Source organism: Acinetobacter sp. NigerLNRRAM0016 (assembly GCF_054112845.1).
Genome location: NZ_JBSYVT010000033.1, coordinates 18,523 through 34,677 on the forward strand (window position 1 = coordinate 18,523; position 16,155 = coordinate 34,677).

Sequence of the window (16,155 nt, forward strand, 5' to 3'; positions counted from 1 at the left end):
GATGTCTTTATTTCCAGTTGAATTTGATTCAACACAGAATTTACTGCCTTATGAAGGTTGTGTGCATTATTACGGTCAAATTATGGAGGTTGCTGAGGCAGATCATTATTTACAACGACTGTTAGAAAGCATCGCTTGGCAAAATGATTTGGCGGTAATTTTTGGCAAGATTATTGTGACCAAACGCAAAGTGGCATGGTATGCCGATCAGGCCTTTTCCTATACCTACTCGAAAACCACCAAACAGGCTTTGCTGTGGACGCCCGAACTGTTGGCTTTAAAAGCCTTGGTCGAAGCGAAAACGGGAGAAACCTTTAATGCCTGTTTACTCAATCTATATCATTCAGGGGAAGAGGGAATGGCATGGCATAGTGATGCCGAACGTGAATTAAAACAACATGCAGCAATTGCTTCATTAAGTTTGGGTGCAGAACGCAAGTTTGCTTTTAAGCATAAGCAAACCCATGAAAAAGTGGAGCTGTTACTGGCACATGGTAGTTTATTGGTGATGAAAGATCAGACACAAACCTATTGGCTACATCGTTTGCCACCGAGTAAAAAAGTACAAGGTATCAGGGTAAATTTGACTTTTAGAAGGATGAATGAAGCGCAATAAAAAAGGCTGAATCGATGATTCAGCCTTTTTTCATCCATCATAAAAGATGAGGATTTAAGCTTGACCTTCAGCCATTGCAGCTTGAGCACGTTGCATATTCGCTTCGAACTCAGCATCAAAGTTGATTGGCGTTAACAATAACTGTGGGAAGCTGCCTTTAGTGACCATATCATTCACCGCTTCACGTAAGAATGGGAACAAAATGTTCGGGCAGTATGCGCCTAAAATGTATGGAAGACGTTCTTCTTCAACACCATCAACTAGGAAAATACCTGCTTGCGTTACATCAACGATAAATGCCGTATCGCCAGCATTGTTTGCTTGAACAACAACTTTTAAAGACACTTCGAAATGGGTTGGATCAACTTTTTCCGCAGAAGAAGAAAGGTTGATATTCAGTTCTGGCTGCCATTCTTTGGTGAACACGTGCGCGCCAGGAACTTCAAAAGAAATGTCTTTGGTATAAATACGTTCGAGTGCCAATTGTGGTTGAACTTGTTGTTCTTCGCTCATTCTTAAATCCTTAATATAAATTTGAACTATGCTTTATGGTTAAGCCAATAATCCGTCGAGTTTACCCTCACGCTCTAAAGCATAAAGCTGGTCAAACCCACCAATAAATTGTTCGCCAATAAAAATCTGTGGAACAGTACGGTGGTTGGTACGTTGCATGAGTTCTACACGAACTTCAGGCGCTTCGTTGGATAAATTAATTTCTTTGTATTCAACGCCTTTACGCTCAAGAAGCTGTTTTGCGCGAACGCAGTAAGGACATACAGTTGTAGAATAGATCGTTACTTCAGTCATTAGAGTCTCCTTAAGCAATTATTTGGCTTTTACCAAAGGTAAGCCTTGCGCTTTCCAGTTGCTGATCCCGCCATCTAAACGGTAGCTATCAGCATGACTGACTTGTTGCAAAGCTGAACCTGCGACTTGACCAAGGTTGCAAATAAACACCAATGGACGATCCGCAGCTTTTAACTCTTCGACATGGCTTGCAATTTGGCTGTAGGGAATGTTACGGCTGCCACTGATATGACCTTCACGGAAGTCTTTTGCATCACGTAAATCAATCAACATGGCATTTTTTGCTTTCACTAAAATACCCAAAGATTGTGGAGAGATTTTGCGACCATTGCGCTGTCCTTCAAGAACGAAGAACAACACCACTAATGCCCCAAGTGTTCCAAATAAAAAGGGGTGATTCCCCATAAATTCCAACCAACGTTCCACAAATCACCTAATTACAATTCAAAATTGCCTAGAGTATAGCTCATAAATATGGTGATCAAAATCACCGCTTCAAGGGGAGGACAGACAGAAAGTCTAATTTTTTTGCTGTGCTTCAGCAATTTCATCCATTAAACGTAAAAAACTGTCTAAACGACGAGGCAAAATTTCACCATCACTGGCAGCCAAACGCAGTGCGCACTGTTTTTCATGTTTATGGGTACAGTTACGGAACTGGCAGTAGCCCAAGTGATTCTGAATTTCAGGAAAACCCTGTTGCACTTTTTCAGTGGTCAGATGCCATAAACCAAATTCACGAATCCCTGGTGAGTCAATCAGTGATGCGCCCTGACCAAAGGGAATCAGACGGGTGGACGTCGTGGTATGTTGTCCCAATGCCGAGTTTTCAGAAATGATGTTGGTTTTCTGTGCCGCATCAGGAACAATGGTATTGATCAGCGAGCTTTTACCCACCCCAGACTGACCCACAAAAGCCACCGTTTCACCTTCGAGACGTTGGGCGATTGCACTGACATCGCCATCACCCAGAGATTGGCACTGCATCACTTCATACCCCAAATCTTGATATTCCTTGAGCATATCCAGAATCGGGTCATTTTCTTTGAGTAAATCGGTCTTGTTCAGTACCAATAACGCAGGAATGTCAGCATCGGCACACGCCACCAAATAGCGGTCAATCAAGGTCGGTGCAGGCTCGGGCAAGGGTGCAAATACAATCACAATCAGGCTGATATTGGCTGCCACTGGTTTGACTTTGTGGTAACGGTCAGGACGGGTCAGCAAGGAGCGACGCGGATGAATGGCGGTAATAATGCCGAGGCCTGTATTCGGGTCAGCTTGCCATTTCACTCGATCGCCCGTGACCAGTAATTCCAGATTGGTACGGGTATGGCAGCGCCAAATACTGCCCAATTCAATCGGTTTCCAAAATGGTTCAGGCTCACCATCTTGCACATTCGGTTTTTCAGGATGCGTGTCTGGCACAGACAAGGCTTGCACCTCAAGTTGACGTCCGTAGTGTTGAACCACCAACCCTTCTAGATCATTTGAGGTGTCAATTTCTTCTTGACGTGTTTTCTGCTGTTTCTGAATACGACGCTGCTGTTGTTCAGTTAAGCGACGTTTACGAATTAAAGCCATTCATATCCTAAAAAACCATGAATTGAAGATGGCAAAAATAGCATGAAGCGGGGGATGAGTTACAGCATTGAGGACATTAATTTGCTACTATAAATGTTTTTATAGCCAATAAGATTGCACATTTATGAGCAGCACGCCTGATACTCGCCTCATCTGGATTGACCTTGAAATGACAGGTCTAGATACCGACAACGACCAAATTATTGAAGTTGCAACGATTGTGACAGATGACCATTTAAATATTTTGGCGGAAGGTCCTGTGCTGGCTGTGCATCAGTCTGATTTAATCCTAAATGCAATGGATGAATGGAACACGCGCCAACATGGTCAGTCAGGTCTGATTGAACGTGTACGTCGCAGTAAATTGACAGCCAAAGATGCGGAACAGCAAACCATTGAATTCCTGAAAAAGTGGGTCAATCCAAAAAGCTCACCAATGTGCGGCAATTCGATTTGTCAGGACCGCCGTTTCTTGCATCGTTTAATGCCTGAACTTGAGCAATATTTCCATTACCGTAACTTGGATGTATCTTCAGTAAAAGAGTTGGCAAAACGCTGGCGTCCAGAAATCATGAGTGGTCTGAAGAAAAATGCCTCACATTTGGCGATGGATGACATTCGTGATTCGATTGCGGAACTGAAATACTACCGTGAATACTTCTTTATTATGAATAAAGACTAAAATCAAATGGGCGAGAAATGGGGTGTAAGGCCCCATTTTTATTTTTGTTTGTCATATTTATCGGTTATATTTTCGACACTCAACTGCGAGGGTGTACAGCTTTAAGTTATTGGTTTAAAGCAAAGTACAATTTTATATTTTTTATTCATTTTAAATTATAACAAAGGGTTTAATCATGCAAAGTAATAATCCCATACTCAATCGTGTAGAGGTCTATGCTGACTACAGCCAGCCAATGACCATTCAAGGTGCGATTCAAAAGTCGGTGTTACTGACTGTCATTGCTGCGGTGGTCGGGTTAGGCATTTTCTTTTACAGTTTTATCAGCCTAAATATTTCAATTGCCTATAGTGCCGCAATTGTCGGGGCGATCGGTGGCTTTATTTTGGCACTGATTACCACCTTTAAGCCGAATACCGCGAAAACGCTCGCCATTCCTTATGCACTGTTTGAAGGAGCATTTCTGGGTGGGGTATCGGTTATTTTCCAACTAAAATTTCCAGGTGTACCGTTACAGGCATTATTGGCAACTTTTGTCACCACCTTGGTCATGTTTACCTTATATCGCTTGCAAATTGTGCGTGCTACTGAAAAGTTTAAGTCAGTGGTACTCTCTGCCACTATCGCGATTGCAATTGTATTTGTGGTGCAATTGGTGATGCGTTTGGCTTTTGGTTCGAGCGTCCCGTATATTTTTGAAAGCAACTGGTTAGGCATTGGTTTTGCGGCTTTTGTTGCAGTCATTGCCTCGTTAAACCTGATTCTTGATTTTGACCTGATTGAAAGCAGTGCTGCGCAACATGCACCGAAGTCCATGGAATGGCTCTCTGCCATTGCCTTATTGGCAACTTTAGTGTGGATGTACTACTCATTCATGCGTTTATTAAGCCTGATTCAAGGCGATGATTGATGGCGGCTTGATGCGATTTATCCAGCCATATCCAACTTCACCCTGCTTTTGCAGGGTGAATTGTTATGAATCTGTGATTTGCTGAAAAAAAGGCGCATTTTGCAATTTTGTTCTGATGCCAGACTTGGCATTATTCATCTAAATTATTTTAAGTGAGAGTCACATGTCACAAGGACTACTAGCGGGAAAACGCTTTCTGATTGCGGGTATTGCAAGTAAGTTGTCGATTGCATTTGGTATTGCTCAAGCTTTGCATCGTGAAGGTGCGGAATTGGCCTTTACTTATCCGAATGAGAAACTCAAAAAACGTGTTGATGAATTTGCTGCGCAATTTGGTTCAACATTGGTGTTTCCTTGTGATGTTGCTGTGGATGCAGAAATTGACCAAGCTTTCGTAGAATTGGCGAAACACTGGGATGGTCTAGATGGGGTGGTTCACTCGATCGGTTTTGCACCTGCGCATACTTTAGATGGCGACTTTACCGATGTTACAGATCGCGAAGGCTTCCGCATTGCACATGACATCAGTGCTTACAGCTTTGTTGCGATGGCACGTGCTGCGAAACCATTGTTGTTGGCGCGTCAAGGCTGTTTATTGACCTTGACTTACCAAGGTTCTGAGCGTGTTATGCCGAACTACAACGTGATGGGGATGGCAAAAGCCTCTTTGGAAGCAGGCGTACGCTACTTGGCGTCTAGCTTGGGTGCAGATGGTATTCGTGTGAATGCAATTTCAGCAGGTCCAATCCGTACTTTGGCGGCTTCAGGTATTAAATCATTCCGTAAAATGTTAGACGCGAATGAAAAAATTGCACCGTTAAAACGTAATGTAACCATTGAAGATGTGGGTAATGCGGCGTTGTTCCTTTGCTCACCATGGGCAAACGGGATTACCGGTGAAATCATGTATGTTGATGCAGGCTTCAATACCGTAGGTATGAGCCCTGACTTGATGGGCGATGACTGATCACTGTTGTGATAAACAAAAACGGCACTTCAAGTGCCGTTTTTTTATGACTTAAATTTCAGATTTATTCAGGCAATTGCTGAATAGGGCTGCCGCCCAAAGCTTGCATCAGGGTGACATAGGCGTTGTATTGACTTTGTTTGGTGTTGACTAGCGTCAAACGTGCGCTACGCGTAGTTTCCTGTTGATCCAGTAAATTCTTTAAGGCCACGGCACCATAACGATAACGTACATCGGTCAGGCGCTCGGCTTTCTCTGCCAGTTCTAAATTACGCTGTTGTAATTTGACCTGCTGATCCAGTTCACTGCGTGAAGACAAGGCATTTTCCACATCGGCAAAAGCCTGGTACAGACTTTGACGATATTGCACAATAGCTTTTTCATAGTCTAACTGGCTAATCGCAATATCCTTCTTCATGTCGTTATATTGCAAAAAGGGCAGGCTTAAACTGGCACCCAAGGTTAAGGCGGGATTACGAAGCAGTTGAGTCAACGAGGTACTGCTACTGCCTAAATTCCCCGTCAAACTAATCGATGGATAATAGCTTGCTGTGGTTGCATCCTTGGTGGCTAGGCTTTCACGCAGGCGCAATTCCGCAGCTTGCAAATCGGGACGACGCGATAAGATATCCGCGGGTAAACCTGCGGCAATGCTTGGTAACGCCAGTTGTGGCAAGCGCTGTGGTTCCTGAATATTCAGTTGCTGCACTGGCATATGCAACAGGACGGCAATCGCGGTACGGGTTTCGACCAGACTTTGCTGAATTTGACTCAGACTCGCCTTTTGACTTTGTACCGATTGTTCGGCTTGGGTCAATTCCAAACCTGAAACTGAGCCTGCCTGATATTGTGCTTTGACTAGATCATAGAGTTTTTGTGAAGTGGCAAGGCTTTGCTGTGCGGTGCTACGACTTTCATTATAATAGGCCAATTGCCAATACAGTTTCGCCGTGGTGCCAATCAAGCTTTGCGCAGTGGCTTGCAAATCTTGTTCAGTCGCCAGTGCTTCCCATTTCTTGGCTTCGGTTTGACGTGCCAATTTACCAAATAAATCGATTTCATAACTGAGTCCAGCACCCAAAGATAAGCCGCTAGAATTGTCCTCGCCAGAATTCAGGTCAAAATCATGTCCTGCAGAAACCGTAGAGCTCACACGTGGTTTCTGCTGATTTGCGGTTAATTCGGCCTGTAAACGTGCTTGTTTCAGGGTCATGCCTGCCACAGCCAAATCACTATTTTTGGCCAGTACAGCATCAATCAGTTGATTGAGTTGAGCATCCCCAAATAAAGTCCACCATTGATCTGCATAGATGGCTTGTTGGCGTTGTTGTGCCGTTGCACGATCATATTGAAACTGGGCTGGCGTTTGTACCACGGGTGCTTGATAAGGGGTTTTAACCACCGCGGCACAACCTACCAAAGTACTACCAAGTAGCATTGCCGTACACAGACGCGTCAATGAAAAATACATAATTTGTCCTTATTCTCTGGCAAGTGCTGCAACAGGGTCGAGCTTGGCTGCATTCTTTGCAGGTAAAAATCCAAACACGACACCAATTAAGGTCGAGCAGACAAATGCGGCAATAATTGAAGTGGTGGAGTAGGCGATGCCAAAATTGCCACCCGCAAATTTCTGAATGATTTGACCTAAACCGAGCGAGAGTAGGACACCCAAGATCCCACCAATTAGGCAAACTAAAATGGCTTCAATCAGAAATTGTTGCAGAATGTCACTTTGACGCGCGCCAACCGCCATACGTACTCCAATCTCTTGAGTTCGTTCGGTGACTGATACCAGCATGATATTCATCACCCCGATACCGCCAACGACCAATGAAATCACCGCAATAGCAGAAACCAACAGGGTCATGGTGCTGGTGGTCTTTTCGATGGTTTGACGAATACTGTCACTGTTCATGGTAAACACATCTTGCTGACCATGACGTAGGGTCAGCAAATTGACAATTGCATTCTCAGCCGCACTGGTCGAGTATTGGTCATTAATCTGTACGATGATATTCCGCACATTGCTTTGCCCCAACATGCGGCTCATGACCGTGGTATAAGGCATATACACATTCAGCGTATCATCCGAACCCATGGCACTGTTTTGTGGTTCCACAATCCCGATGATGCGTCCAGGCACACTGCCAAGTAAGATCACTTGTCCAATCGGATTAGAACCATCACTAAAAAATTGCTTTTGGGTGTTGGTATCAATCACTACATCCTGAGTGCGGTCACGGACACTGCGTTGGTCAAAGGTTTGTCCATTTTTAAAGGTCAGACCTTTGACTGTGAAATAGTCATTCCCGACACCATTGATGGTGGCACTGGCTTCATTTTGTTGATAGCGAATGGTTTTCGATGAACTCACCATCGGGCTGACGGCACTGACATAAGGTTGCGTGGCAAGCGCCTCCGCATCACTCGGGACCAAGGTTTTAAAATTGGCCGTTTTGGAGTTATCACCAAAACCACGACCTTGGAAGACGGTAATGGTATTGGTGCCCAAGCTGCTAATATTACTCAAAATCTGCTTTTGTGAGCCATTGCCTAAAGCAACCACAGTCACCACCGATGCAATCCCGATAATGATCCCGAGCATGGTCAAAAAGGTTCGCATACGATGGGCATTCATCGACAGTAGTGCCATCCGGAAGGCTTCACCAAGGCGATCCAGAAGGGAACGCCATGCAGACACACTTTTATTTTTTTCTTGCTGCGCTGAAATCGCCGTTTCAGCATCAGGGTCATTGTGCAGTTCAGTGTCATGTTCTGGCTGATTGACCCGATCGGCAATAATCTGTCCATCACTGATTTCGATAATACGGCTGGCATTCTTCGCCACCTGCATATCATGCGTCACCAAAATGATGGTATGTCCTGCGGCATTGAGTTCCCGCAGAATCCGCATCACTTCAACCCCGCTATGCGAGTCCAATGCCCCTGTGGGTTCATCGGCAAGAATTACGTCACCGCCATTCATCAATGCACGTGCAATCGATACCCGCTGTTGCTGACCACCTGAGAGCTGGCTCGGACGGTTCTGGGTTTTATTGCCTAGACCTAATTCGGTCAATAAGGCAGTGGCGCGTTGCTTGCGTGCATAAGGCGTGGTGCCTGCATAAATGGCAGGGACTTCCACATTGCCTTCAGCGGTTAAATCCCCCAGCAAATGATAGCGCTGGAAAATAAAGCCAAAATATTCGCGGCGTAGTTCTGCCAGTTGATCAGGTTCTAACTGTCCTGTTTCTCTGCCATTAACCAGATAGCTGCCTGAAGTTGGACGATCCAGACATCCCAGAATATTCATTAAGGTGGATTTACCCGAACCTGATTGCCCGACAATGGCCACCAGTTCACCTTCATAAATGGTCAGATCAATGCCTTTGAGAATTTGAACAGTGCTTTCACCAGCAGGGAACTCTCGCACCAAATTGCTGACTTCAAGCAAGGCTTTTTTTGTCATGCTTACATTCCCATTGGTGGACCATTACGACGTTTATTTCCGCTATTGGCTGTCGCTGCAGCAGTATCCGAGCTGTCTGCAATCACCACTTGATCGCCTTCTTTCAAACCTGCCAAAACCTGTGCATTGACGCGGTTATTAATGCCGATCAAGACTTGTTTGGGTTGTGCGGTACCGTCTGCTTGTAGAACACGAACCATGCTCAAGGTTGCTTTGCCATCTTTTAGCAATTGTTGTTGACTGGCATTCAAGTTCAAGCGTTCAGGTTTAGGTCCTTGCGGTTGATCTGCATCAGGTTTGTTTTCCGCTGAAGACGCCGCTTTTGCCTGAGTAGAGTTGGTTTTTTTGCTATTCGCTGGACGTGTTGAAATTGCTGAAGATGGCAGTAATAGCGCATTTTCTACAGAATCCAGCACGATATACACTTGCGCGGTCATATCAATGCGGAGTTTGCCATCATGGTTTGGAACATCAAATAAGGCATTGTAGTAAATCGCTGTACTTGAATCGGTACTCGAGTCATCGTCGGTAATCGAATCTGGTGCAGGTTCAATTTGGCGCAGGCTGGCATAACGCTTATTGTCATCCCCCAACGTGGTGAAATAGACTTGTTGTCCTTTTTCCACTTTCATGATGTCGGCTTCACTGACCTGTGCTTTGATGGTCATGTTTTGTAGTTTGGCAATTTTGACAATGGTTGGGGTACTTTGATTGGCGTTCACCGTTTGACCTTCTTCAGTCACAATTGCCACCACAGTACCATCGGTTGGTGCCACAATGCGGGTGTAGCCGATATTGGTTTGCGCGGTCGATTTAGTTACTTTTGCAGATTCAATCTGTGCATCAATGGCTTTCACTTGTGCTTGAGCCGTTTTAAACGTGGCTTCGGCAGACTCAAGTTCGGCTTTAGAGGTGGCATCTTGGGCAAACATTTGTTGCTGACGTTTATACGCCAATTGTGCTTCATTTAAGCTGGCTTCTTGTTGTAAGCGCTGTGCCTCTAAGTTCTTAATATTGGCTTCAGCAGTTTTGAGGCTGTTTTCCTGCGTGGTGGAATCAATTTGCGCAATCAGTTGCCCTTGTTTGACTTCATCACCCAGTTGCACATACATTTTTTGTACCTGACCTGACACCTGTGCACCGACACTAATCAGCTTAGTCGCATCCAAAGTCCCTGTCGCCAAAACGGTATTTTCCAGATCACCACGCGTCACGCTTTCCGTGATGTATTGGGGCTGTTCTTGTTTCGGTTTTAAATAATGCCAAGCTAAAAAAGCAAGCAGCGCAATACACAGCAGGGCGATAATAATTTTAAAGGATTTTATTTTTTGCATAGGAGTCAGGGAGTAAAAAATAATCATGGCTAGTATAGAAGTGAAATACGGATAAATCGTGAATTTTTTACATAAATAGAAATGATTATTATTTGTTTCGATGATTCTGATGCAAGATTCTGCAAAGGCGGTTGAAAACATCAGATGAGTCACATCACGATTTTTAAAAAGAGAGTTTTTGTTCGTTCTTTATAGGCATCAATAGATGCTCAAAACTGGGTAATTTCCCCTTTATTTTTCTCTAGATTTAAATTTTAAAAGCAGCTAGTATTTAATTCCATAAAAAAAGTATGGGTTTATTTGTTTAAAATAAAACCCACATGGGTTGCTGTAATAAAAAATAACTTAATGAAAATAATGTGAGGGAAATCATGGAGTGGAGTGAAAAATTTAATATTGGGATTGAGGTGATTGACAATCAACATCGACAAATTTTGGAATATATCAATACGCTGGATCAGATCCGAATGAGTGGGCAGCGCAATCAAATTAAAGAGGTGTTAGATGACTTGATTGACTACACCCAATCGCATTTTAGTTTTGAGGAAAACTTGCTGGAACAAGTGAATTATCAATATTTACCCTCGCACCGAGGCATTCATGAATTGTTTGTGAAACGATTGAATGATTGTCGCCAGCGCTTTGCCCAAGGGGAAGCGGTTGAACATGATTTACATCGTTTATTGTCGAAGTGGTTAGTGAACCATATTCAGCATGACGATCAGGATTATGTCGATGCTGTACGAGACAATATGTTGCACTATTTACGTGCTCAGGAGCAGAAAAAAGGCAAAAGCTGGTTTGCACGCTTCTTTCGTTAGATGTGTAGGCTGGGCTGTTAATTTAAAAACAAATTTTTACTACAGAGCATGCCAATCGCTTGCAGAATCAAGTGTTCAGGGTTTTCTTCACTTAAGCCTTTAATCGATGCATCGATTCGGAGCAAAAGTGCAGGCCAGCTTAGAAATTGCTTGGGGTGAAGGCGGCGTAAAGCCTGTTGATATAGACTGACTTTGGTTTTCCAAATACCCAGCTGCAAGGCATTTTGCGGCTGCTCAAACAGTTGCATCAACAGACGCATTTCCTTGCTGATACTCCACAGCAACAAGCTCATCGGTTCACCTGACGCCAGTAAATATTGGTAAATCTTGACCGCTTGGGCAAAGTTCCCTTCGAGCAAGGCATCGCTTAAATCAAAGGTGCTGTAACGCGACTGATCTTGTAAACAGGCAAGCAGTTGCTCGATGCCAATCTGGGCTAAATCGGGGAAGGTATCCCGCACCCGCATCAAGCTATTTTTTGCTGCAAGCAAGTTGTGTTCGTGATGCTGCTCCAACCATTGCCATGCATTATTCGCCAGTTGAATGCCCAGCTTTTCCGCTTCAACTGCTAGAATCCGTTGTCGATCTTGCGGGTAATTCGCAGTCAGGGAGACATTGACGCCATTGGCATCAATCACTTTAAAGAAGCCTGACTTTAAGCTGCTGCTGTCCTGCTTCGGCATCACAATCAACAACAAGTTATGTTCATTGTGTTGCAGATATTGGGTCAGTAATTTAATGCCATTCGCATCGGGCTTAATGTTGCCATGCACTTCAATCGCAAGTTGCGTAGAAAATAACGACAAGCTGTTGAGGGCATTGAACACGGTTTTCCAGTCGTTGACATTCGACATGTCAAAGCGCTGGCGTTCAATGTTTTGTTCTTGCCAGCTTTTGCGAAAGGCATCCAGCAGATTTTGTTCGAGTAGGGGTTCTTGACCATGCAGTACCCATGCACCACGTGCTTCAGGAATGCGTTTCAGGGCCTGCAAATAGTCGAGTTTCATAACAATTACGGTTGAGTGGTGCTGTTCGTGACTTTAGGTAAACGATTCGATGAAATCTGACGCACAATTTGTTGCGCCACATCATCAATCAGGACTTCTTTTAAGAATTTTTCTTCTTGATCATCGGTGTTCACCGTTGCCAAGTTGTATTGATAGCTGCGCGAAGCGGTCACGGTACGCATTTCAGTCACAGGATTACCTTGGGCATCTTCAATACGGAAAGTGACGTTCAAGCGGAGTAAAGTTTCAATCAACTTGCCGCGTAATTCTTGACGTACAGGGGTGTAACTATAGACATGTAAACGGTAGGCATTCGGGCTATTACTGAGTTGTACGCCTGCTGCACCTAAATAAATCGATAATTTTTCTTCTAACTCTTCAGTATCTTTGGGCAAAGACAAACTCATTTGTGCATATGCTACAGGAGTGGCAGAAGGTTGTGTGCCTTTGAGATGGAAGCCACAGCCCACTAAACCTGCACCTAGACCGCAAGTTAAAATAATAGTTGCGAAACGCTTGCCTAAATGCATGTATTTTCCTCTGTAAATGCTGACTTTGCAGTGTGATACAAAATAATTTCAAACGTATATGAGTTTAGTAGCAAAGCCCGTTAAATGAAAACGGGCTTTGCGTGGGTTTTTGTTTATTGCATTGAGTCCCCTCCCTTTGAAAAGGGAGACTGATAAAGCTTTTAAACCACCAAGTTAACCAATTTATTTGGTACTACAATTTCTTTCTTGGTTGGACCCGTCAAGAATTGTTGAACTTCTGGTAAGGCTTTCGCCAGCGCCAGTAATTCATCTTTTGATGTATCCACTGACACTTCTAACTTGCCACGCAATTTACCATTGATTTGCACCACGATGGTTTGGGTATTACGCGTTAATGCCGACTCATCCACTACAGGGAACAAAGTTTGTGTCAGTTCAATGCCGAATTGAGTCAATAAAGTCTGACTCAAGTGCGGTGCGAATGGAGCAAGTAAGGTCAACAACGTCGTAATTGCTTCACGTGCAACAGCGACATCATTATCATCTTTCGCTTCAAACTTGTTGCTGGCATTCAGCAATTCCATCAATGCTGCGATTGCCGTGTTGAATGCATGACGACGTTCAATGTCATCACCCACTTTTTGAATGGTTTCATGGGTTTTACGACGTAAGTCTTGCGCATCTTTAGACAGGTTTGCGGTATCAATTGCAGTTGCTGCATTACCTTTTTCAAGGAAACCAGTCGCTAAACGCCAAACACGTTTCAAGAAGCGGTTTGCACCTTCAACACCAGCATCAGACCATTCTAATGATTGATCTGGTGGTGCAGCAAACATCATGAAGACACGTGCAGTATCTGCGCCGTATTGATCAATAATGGCTTGTGGGTCGATACCGTTGTTTTTCGACTTGGACATTTTTTCTTGTCCGCCAATCACCACTTCTTGACCGTCGCCTGAATATTTCGCAGAAAGAATACGACCTTTTTCGTCACGTTCTAATTCGATATCTGCTGGATTAAACCAAGTTTTCTTGCCGTTTTCCGCTTCACGATAGAAGGTATCCGCTAAGACCATGCCTTGAGTCAACAAGTTGGTAAATGGTTCGTTACCTTGAACGACACCTTCATCACGCATCAATTTATGGAAGAAACGTGCATATAATAAATGCAGAATTGCGTGTTCAACACCACCAATGTACTGGTTCACTGGCAACCAAGATTGTGCTGCTTCAGGTTTAACCATGCCACCAGTAAAGTCTGGAGAGGCATAACGCGCATAGTACCAAGAAGATTCTACGAAGGTATCTAAAGTATCTGTTTCACGACGCGCATCGCCACCACAGCAAGGACACTTAGTTTCATAGAACTCTGGCATCTTGTTCAATGGGTTGCCTGAACCATCTGGAACTACATCAGTTGGTAACACCACTGGCAATTGATCTTCTGGAACAGTCACTTGACCACAAGTGTCACAGTTGATCATTGGAATTGGACAACCCCAATAACGCTGACGAGAAACACCCCAGTCACGCAAACGGAATTGAACTTTGGAATTGGCTAATGTTTGTGGTTCTAATTTTGCAAGGAAAGCATCAAAAGCGGCTTGGAAGTCTAAACCGTCAAACTCACCAGAGTTCACCAATTTACCTTCTTTAGAGCCGTACCATTCTTGCCATTCAGTCGCAGAGTAATCTGCATCTTCAGCGCCTTTGGCATCAATGACTTGCTTGATTGGTAAATTGAATTTATTCGCAAATTCGAAATCACGTTCATCATGTGCAGGAACTGCCATGACTGCGCCAGAACCGTACGACATCAACACATAGTTGGCAATCCACACTGGCACTGCTTCGCCAGTCACAGGATGCTTCACAGACAAGCCAGTTGCCATACCTTTCTTTTCGGCAGTCGCAAGGTCAGCTTCTGCCACTGAACCCATACGGCATTCTTCAATAAATGCAGCAAGTTCAGGATTGTTCTCCGCAGCTTTCAGTGCCATTGGATGTTCTGCTGCCACAGCAACATAAGTCACACCCATCAAGGTATCAGCACGCGTGGTATAAACGGTTAAACCATCTGCATAGATTTCAGTGTTCACAGAAGGGAAGGTAATTTCCATGCCCGTCGAGCGACCAATCCAGTTGCGTTGCATGGTCAAGACTTGTTGTGGCCAGCCGTCTTTGAGTGAATCAAGATCATCCAACAATTCTTGCGCATAATCGGTAATGCGGAAGTAGTACATTGGAATATCTCGTTTTTCGACCAATGCACCTGAACGCCAGCCACGACCATTTTCTACTTGTTCATTGGCTAAAACGGTTTGATCCACAGGATCCCAATTCACGGTAGAAAGTTTACGGTAAATCAGACCTTTTTTATAAAGCTGTACAAATAGCCATTGTTCCCAGTGGTAATACTCAGGCGTACAGGTTGCAAATTCACGATCCCAGTCAATAGACAGACCAAGTTTTTTCAACTGGTCACGCATATAAGCGATGTTTTCAAAGGTCCATTTTGCTGGAGCAACTTGGTGTGCAATTGCCGCGTTTTCCGCAGGTAAGCCAAACGCATCCCAACCCATTGGTTGTAATACAGTTTCACCTTTTAAACGGTGGAAACGGCTGATTACGTCGCCAATCGTATAGTTACGCACATGACCCATATGCAGCTTGCCACTTGGGTAAGGGAACATCGACAGAATGTAACGACGAGGACCTTCTACAGTGTCGGCAACTTTAAAGACTTTACGATTTTCCCAGTCTTGTTGGACGGTGGGTTCAATCGCACTAGCTTGATATTCAGGGTCAATATGAGTAGTCATAAACGTATTAAGGAACAACGGTTAAAAGTTTGCTGCACAGCATAGCGCAAAATGCACCTAAATGTGAATTTTGCAGCTGCTGAAGCGTAAGAAAAATTAAACTATTTCAGTTTAAAGAGCAGGAAAATGAGGGTTTCATTTTTTCTGGCTTTTATTGTGCTTTTTTCAGGTCTGTTGGTCATTGGGCTGTAGCTGAATCTACTGGCGATTTTGCAACAGGCTTTGTCGTATCTGCTGGCATGGCTTGAACTGATCTTGATGCTGTATCTGGAGCTGAGGTGTTGACTGTCGTATTGGTTTGGTTTTCAGCAGGTGTTTGAGGACTACGACTTGTAGTCGATGCAGAATTGTTCCAACCATAGGTCTGCACTTTGCCCTTTTTTTGTACACTTTTTGGGGGCGGTGTGGTGGTGTAATGGGTCGAGCCATTGGCATCCACCCATTTGTAATAATCTTTGGCCCAAAGTGTTGCACTAGAGCCGATTAAGGCACAAGCAAGCGTGATACGACTAATCAGATGAAATGGAAGAGACATGTGTGTTGTCCTATTTTTATTTCTAAGATTAAAAGGGGGGGGGCTATAAATTGGTCAAATTGTCAATTTAGAGATTTTTGAATGGAATAGGGATTGTTCAAAATAGT

At 44.1% G+C, this 16,155-nt stretch carries 16 protein-coding genes; 5 read left to right on the top strand and 11 right to left on the bottom strand.

What is annotated here, in order from left to right:
* Window position 1 precedes the first annotated feature (1 nt).
* On the top strand, window positions 2-616 hold the full coding sequence (locus ACWQ4X_RS15885) for an alpha-ketoglutarate-dependent dioxygenase AlkB family protein (RefSeq protein WP_457904293.1): 615 nt from the start codon (window positions 2-4) through the stop codon (window positions 614-616).
* A gap of 54 nt (window positions 617-670) precedes the next feature.
* Here the strand turns inward: ACWQ4X_RS15885 and secB are convergent, their stop codons facing one another.
* The 4 genes from secB to rsgA form a co-directional block, all read right to left on the bottom strand.
* A complete protein-coding gene (gene secB, locus ACWQ4X_RS15890; RefSeq protein WP_100241988.1) occupies window positions 671-1,129 on the bottom strand; it encodes a protein-export chaperone SecB in 459 nt (152 codons plus the stop codon).
* A gap of 39 nt (window positions 1,130-1,168) precedes the next feature.
* Window positions 1,169-1,423 carry a glutaredoxin 3 gene (gene grxC, locus ACWQ4X_RS15895; protein WP_100241989.1) on the bottom strand — a complete coding sequence of 85 codons (255 nt, stop codon included), beginning with the start codon at window positions 1,421-1,423 and terminating at the stop codon, window positions 1,169-1,171.
* 18 nt (window positions 1,424-1,441) lie between these two features.
* A complete protein-coding gene (locus ACWQ4X_RS15900; RefSeq protein ID WP_100241990.1) occupies window positions 1,442-1,849 on the bottom strand; it encodes a rhodanese-like domain-containing protein in 408 nt (135 codons plus the stop codon).
* A gap of 93 nt (window positions 1,850-1,942) precedes the next feature.
* Entirely contained in the window at window positions 1,943-3,007 is a 1,065-nt protein-coding gene (rsgA, locus tag ACWQ4X_RS15905) for a small ribosomal subunit biogenesis GTPase RsgA (RefSeq protein WP_457904294.1), read from the bottom strand.
* 124 nt (window positions 3,008-3,131) lie between these two features.
* On the opposite strand from rsgA, the gene orn reads away from it, so the two are divergent.
* From orn to ACWQ4X_RS15920, 3 genes are all read left to right on the top strand, one after another.
* Window positions 3,132-3,689 (top strand): oligoribonuclease, encoded by a 558-nt coding sequence (orn, locus tag ACWQ4X_RS15910; protein WP_142767768.1) that lies wholly within the window; start codon window positions 3,132-3,134, stop codon window positions 3,687-3,689.
* A 175-nt stretch (window positions 3,690-3,864) separates the two neighbouring features.
* Window positions 3,865-4,599, top strand: coding sequence for a Bax inhibitor-1/YccA family protein (locus tag ACWQ4X_RS15915; RefSeq protein WP_100241993.1), 735 nt, complete (start codon window positions 3,865-3,867; stop codon window positions 4,597-4,599).
* 163 nt (window positions 4,600-4,762) lie between these two features.
* Entirely contained in the window at window positions 4,763-5,566 is an 804-nt protein-coding gene (locus tag ACWQ4X_RS15920; RefSeq protein WP_457904295.1) for an enoyl-ACP reductase FabI, read from the top strand.
* Between the two features lie 64 nt (window positions 5,567-5,630).
* On the opposite strand, the gene ACWQ4X_RS15925 is transcribed toward ACWQ4X_RS15920, so the two are convergent.
* The 3 genes from ACWQ4X_RS15925 to ACWQ4X_RS15935 are packed head-to-tail and all read right to left on the bottom strand — an operon-like array spanning window position 5,631 to window position 10,372.
* Window positions 5,631-7,025: an efflux transporter outer membrane subunit gene (locus ACWQ4X_RS15925; RefSeq protein WP_457904302.1), complete on the bottom strand. Its 1,395-nt coding sequence runs from the start codon at window positions 7,023-7,025 to the stop codon at window positions 5,631-5,633.
* Window positions 7,026-7,046: 21 nt separating this feature from the next.
* Complete coding sequence (locus ACWQ4X_RS15930) at window positions 7,047-9,038, bottom strand: MacB family efflux pump subunit (RefSeq protein WP_457904296.1); 1,992 nt, start codon at window positions 9,036-9,038, stop codon at window positions 7,047-7,049.
* A gap of 2 nt (window positions 9,039-9,040) precedes the next feature.
* Entirely contained in the window at window positions 9,041-10,372 is a 1,332-nt protein-coding gene (locus ACWQ4X_RS15935) for a MacA family efflux pump subunit (RefSeq protein ID WP_457904297.1), read from the bottom strand.
* A 371-nt stretch (window positions 10,373-10,743) separates the two neighbouring features.
* Here ACWQ4X_RS15935 and ACWQ4X_RS15940 point away from each other — a divergent pair, with 371 nt between their 5' ends.
* Complete coding sequence (locus tag ACWQ4X_RS15940) at window positions 10,744-11,193, top strand: bacteriohemerythrin (RefSeq protein WP_100241998.1); 450 nt, start codon at window positions 10,744-10,746, stop codon at window positions 11,191-11,193.
* 17 nt (window positions 11,194-11,210) lie between these two features.
* On the opposite strand, the gene holA is transcribed toward ACWQ4X_RS15940, so the two are convergent.
* The 4 genes from holA to ACWQ4X_RS15960 all read right to left on the bottom strand — a co-directional run bounded on the left by holA (window position 11,211) and on the right by ACWQ4X_RS15960 (window position 16,048).
* Complete coding sequence (gene holA, locus ACWQ4X_RS15945; RefSeq protein WP_457904298.1) at window positions 11,211-12,200, bottom strand: DNA polymerase III subunit delta; 990 nt, start codon at window positions 12,198-12,200, stop codon at window positions 11,211-11,213.
* A gap of 5 nt (window positions 12,201-12,205) precedes the next feature.
* Window positions 12,206-12,730 (bottom strand): LPS-assembly lipoprotein LptE, encoded by a 525-nt coding sequence (locus ACWQ4X_RS15950; protein WP_100242000.1) that lies wholly within the window; start codon window positions 12,728-12,730, stop codon window positions 12,206-12,208.
* Window positions 12,731-12,891: 161 nt separating this feature from the next.
* Window positions 12,892-15,513, bottom strand: a complete 2,622-nt coding sequence (leuS, locus tag ACWQ4X_RS15955) for a leucine--tRNA ligase (protein ID WP_457904299.1) — start codon at window positions 15,511-15,513, stop codon at window positions 12,892-12,894.
* Window positions 15,514-15,691: 178 nt separating this feature from the next.
* Window positions 15,692-16,048 carry a DUF4124 domain-containing protein gene (locus ACWQ4X_RS15960; RefSeq protein ID WP_457904300.1) on the bottom strand — a complete coding sequence of 119 codons (357 nt, stop codon included), beginning with the start codon at window positions 16,046-16,048 and terminating at the stop codon, window positions 15,692-15,694.
* Window positions 16,049-16,155 lie beyond the last annotated feature (107 nt).